3 protein-coding genes are annotated in these 4,855 nt (G+C 44.8%); all 3 read right to left on the reverse strand.

The genetic code is table 11. The features are described from left to right. Nucleotides 1–511 precede the first annotated feature (511 nt). Nucleotides 512–970: an ion channel gene (locus FKN93_RS16885; protein ID WP_170905715.1), complete on the reverse strand. Its 459-nt coding sequence runs from the start codon at nt 968–970 to the stop codon at nt 512–514. Between the two features lie 181 nt (nt 971–1,151). After that, entirely contained in the window at nt 1,152–2,597 is a 1,446-nt protein-coding gene (locus tag FKN93_RS16890; protein ID WP_212755192.1) for a TolC family protein, read from the reverse strand. A 104-nt stretch (nt 2,598–2,701) separates the two neighbouring features. Continuing rightward, nucleotides 2,702–4,603: an FUSC family protein gene (locus FKN93_RS16895; RefSeq protein ID WP_154169559.1), complete on the reverse strand. Its 1,902-nt coding sequence runs from the start codon at nt 4,601–4,603 to the stop codon at nt 2,702–2,704. Between the last annotated feature and the right edge of the window lie 252 nt (nt 4,604–4,855).

Raw genomic sequence — 4,855 nt, forward strand, 5'->3', positions numbered from 1 at the left:
CGCCACTGTTCAAAGTTAGCGAGGGTGTTAAGGAGTTTATCTGGCATCATTGTGACCGGGTTGATTTAGTTACAATGATTAAATCAGGTTAATTGAAATAAGTTGAGCTACGCTGCCGTAAGCTCACGATAACTTTTCGCGATTCGCACCCGAGGGATAATCATTGGGCACAGCGCTTCAGGGTCGGTCTAACAAGATTAATCGGGGCCGTATTTATGTCCATTTTTTGGTTAATTCCTCGAGGGTTTACAAGGCTGAAGTGGCATAACGTCACGCAGGGAAAAACAATAATATCTTCTCCACAAGTGATTCTTTCTCATAGCAGCAACAACAAATTAACACAAACAATAATGCGAATACAAACAATTATCAATCAAACAAATGAGAAGTATAACTGGTCTGATTAGAAGATGGGGCGATAAAGAAGGGGGGAAGTGTCACCGAGTAATGATGATATTTTGATGGTAATACTCAGCGATAAAGCACCTTAAATGATAGTAATTACCTGTTTTTAGAAACTATTTTCCCACACAGTTTGGATTACAAAGAAGAGAAAAGCCGTTGAGCATCCGAACTTAAGCACTCCAGCGATAGCAATTATTGGCCCAATCTGTCGCCAAGGCTTCGTAAGTACAACATCACCATAACCTAGAGTACTGATTGAAGTACCAACAAAGTATAATCCCTCTGTGACCGAAGACACTAATCCAGCCCAACGCAAAAATATCCCCCACCCGACAACCTCAAGTAAATGGGCAAAAAATAGGATCATAAAACAGCATAGGATAATTATCTTTCCGGCGTAGCTCGGGCTAAAGTGCTCAATAAACCAAGGATGAGCTCGTAGAAAATCTCCAGCGACATCAAATATTAACCATGCATGCACATAGAAGAGACTAAAGACCAGCAAAACGGCTAATAAATATATTTTAGCGATAGAAAAAGGCTTAAAACTTTTAATATTGCTCATGTTATTTCTTTACCTATTGTCAAAAATTAATGCGTAAAGCCCTGAATGCTAGAAAGCGATATATTTCAGTAGTAGTTATATTGCCATCTCAATTATCTAAGCGGATGAATAATCTGACTTAAGAAAAAACAGAGATAATCCAATAACAATGGCTATCGTCTTAGAGGCTGCATTTTTAACTTCAGAGCAAGCTCTCGCGCGAAGTCAGTTTACCCATAATAAAAGCTAAGTTAACTGAGCTAATAAGTGTCGCCACATGAGCATCCCCTTGCGCTTGTCGGGCATCAAGTAATGCCGTATCTGCGACTGTGATTGCATCAATCGTACCGATATCATTACGATAAGCGGCAATGGCGGCTTCGTAAGTAATTGACGCAGCTGCAACCAGCTCGGTTGCTGCATGATAGGCTTCATGTGCCGTGCGTAAAGCGTTATGTGCAGCAATAATTTCTGCTACGGCAGCATTTTGTACCCGCTGAAACTCATCCTCAGCAGCCTCAAATCGAGACTTAGCCTCTGTAACCCGCGCACTTCTTAAACCGCCATCATAAATAGGTACGGTTATTCCCAAGAGAACACTGTTCCCAGATCCCTGCTGACTGATTGAGGGAAGACCAGAAATATCGAAATTTCCAGATCCCCAGCTAGCACTTGCACCCAAATAAACCTTGGGTAAGTAACCCGCCTGAGCCGCATCAACACCAGCTTTACTCGCCTGTAAAGCGGCGTAACTTGCTGCAACATCAGGACGTTGTGATAAGGCTTGCTGTATTAGCCTATCCATAGGAGTATCAATGGGTTTAGGAAGGGGGTGTTGCGTTATATTAGCAGCATCAACGTTCAATTCGCTATTAACACCGACAATGGCAAGCAGATGATAATAAGCCGTACGCTCATCACCAATAGCCTGAATACGACGAAATTTAGCCTGAGCGACGGCCTGCCGTGCTTGAGCGACATCCATGGTCGTAGCGAGCCCTTGATCCGCTCTTGCTGCAACCGCCGCTTGAATATCTTGAGCGTTGTGTAAGGCCTCCTCAGCAAAACTTCGCCGTTGAATGGCTGCACCATAACCGTAATAAGCTTGAGAGACATCGAAAATCAATTTTTGATGTGTGCCATTGAATAAAATATTTGCTGCTACCGCAACCTGCTGACCTTCCATTGTAAGCGCTTTTCGCTGTCCAAAATCAAACAGAAGCCATTGAAGTGACAGTATTTGTGCGCTGCCTTGTTCTGTATTATCGATATGACGCTGGCCGAAAATTTCCGGTAATGGAACGGTGACCGTCTGAGATCCTCCCACAACACTTGCTGCAATGAAAGGTAAGTAAGTACTTTCGACCATGCCAACCGCAATTGCCGCTTGTCTCGCGCGTTGCCAAGCCGCTCGTGTTTCTGGATTCGTTCGTTGTGCCAAATCAATCAATTCAGGGAGCCCATAGCGTTGTTCAGAATCAATAAACTCATTTTGCCTAAATTGCGCACGAGCAGGGTTTTCGGGAATACTGAAGTCTGGAATAACATGAGTTGGAGTGGGCTGACTATCATCGGAACCAGCCAAACTCCATAATGCGGTTTTATCCTCATCACGTGGTACCCATGGCTGATCCGGAGCTGGAGACACCCTGTGATCCACATTAGATACGCAGCCAGAGACTATCAAAACCATCATTAATACGATGAATGAAGAACAAACACGACATCGCAAATAATATCGACCGTTATTTATCATGCTGCCTCCATAACGTGATCCAGTGAATCAATAAATGATGAGGAAAGATCAGAACGCTCTTTCAATTCAATATTATAAGAACCGGGCTCTCCGGACTTATCTTGAAATCGTAGTGCAAGATCATCAAGTAAATCAGCAAGTGGTCCAAGGTCCGTTTCATCGCTCAACCAAATGGCTCTATTGAGCGATTCTATTTCATCCATCGCTTTTTTAAGAGCCACTTCACGTTTTGGTGGCGGGCGTAACCATTTGGGCTCAAACGGCAATAGACACAACGCTTCATCACATTTTCCGACTAACGATTCTACGGCAGCAGTATGCCCCAAAGCCTGTATGCGTTGATGGGAAGGTAACCTAGCCATCCGAGCCAACTCCGATAGAGCACGAGAAAATAATGTACGGACCTCGCCCTCTAAAGGCGCGGGCCAAAGACGAGAAAAAATCAGATAAACCACAACATTACCGAGCAATATACCAAAAATTCGACCTTGCGCGGTTTCCAAACTCAGATTCGGACCAAAACCCTGCAATACGGTGAGAAGAAAGGCGAGCGCTACCTGAACACCAGCATAAGAACTACGCTCTGGCCCAGTTGAAATCCAAGCGCTAATTAAGCAGCCTAAAAATATCAATACCATTAACGAAGCAATATCATCGATATAAGGTATCACCCAAAAGATAGAGGCAATGCCAAGTGATGCTCCTATCAAACACCCAACAATGCGCAGCGCCAACTTGTGTAAAGTCTCTCCTGTCGTTCCTAATGCTGCTACATAGCAAGTAATCATCGCCGTATGAATGCCTTGCCAATCGATAGCGGTATAGATAAGAAAACAAATCATCGCAGCTAAGGTCGTTTTGAACGCAAAACGAGTGTAGGCAGGATTAGTGAAAGCGTCTGGGGCAACAAATGCGGGCTTGCTTGTCGACACGATTTCAGGCTCACTCGCTCCCGCAAGTAAACGGAGCGCATCCCAGGCCTGCTTCTCTGCTTCTCCCATTTCAGTGTCAAGATCTTGAGCACGAGCAATTGAACATTGGGGAGCCTTCCCCAGAGCAAGTGAATCATCAATATCACGAATAGCATCCACTAGAGCGACCCGGCGATCAGCATCCATAGAGGCGGGTAAGGCGGAAACAGCAAGCATGAGTTTAAAACCTGCACGAATATCGGTAGCTATCTGTTGCGCGGCAGAAAGATTAACTAAACGAAGTGCTTTTACAGTAAGCGCTTGCGGCTCAAAGGCACTATTTCCTTCGCGTAGATATTGAAGTAACGCGGCTGAGTCACCGGTTTCTAATGCCTTAATAGTCACGGCCAATCGAGAGCGCAATTTATCCCGTAATAGCTGTACTGGTGAAAATCCGAGTAGAAAATTAAAGCCGATCATTAATATCATCGGCATAGCAGCCATTAACCAAGCTTCACGCAGTGCAAAGCTCGCCGCTTCGCCAAACGGTGCCTTAACGATCAAAGTAAGTAAAAAAGCAATGATCAACGCCGCTACGCTACCTTGCTCCCCTAGCTGTGTTGCCGCGCCAAGATAAACCAGCAAAACAGAAGTGACGACAATAGCCGCCATGATATGCATCGTCGAACCATTCGTTAGGTTGATAAGCCAAACCAAAAACGCAATAAGTCCGGGCAATAAGATGAGAAAGCCAAAACCCGTGACAATATTGACCACCGCATCAGGCTTCATTAGAAAGATGACTAGGTAGCAGCTGATCGCAGCTTCAGGGATCTGAAACATCATACCGACCGCGGTTACCAAAGCGCATAACAGTGCAATTCGCCAAGCTAAACCCGCTCGCCCTGGCGCTGACTGTAAATCCTCCAGAGATTGAGACCATAAATACGACATCAACTCGCGAGTATTACTCTTTTGAACGGTCATCACAATTTTCGCTATGCTTGACTACCGCAACCGCTGAAGCCCCTACACGCATCAAAGATGCTGGAGGATTATCGATAATGATTCGTACAGGAAAGCGTTGAACAATCCGTACCCAATTTAATGATTTACCTGAACTCTGGATAAGAAACTGAGCTGGCAGAGGAACTAATTGCTCGTTCCCCGATCTGATCATTCGACCAAAAGGAACAGATACCTCCAAGGAAAGAGCATGGACAAATTAATTGAAACCTT

Origin of the sequence: Vibrio sp. A8-1 (assembly GCF_013048685.1) — a bacterium.
Classification (GTDB): Bacteria; Pseudomonadota; Gammaproteobacteria; order Enterobacterales; family Vibrionaceae; genus Vibrio; species Vibrio metschnikovii.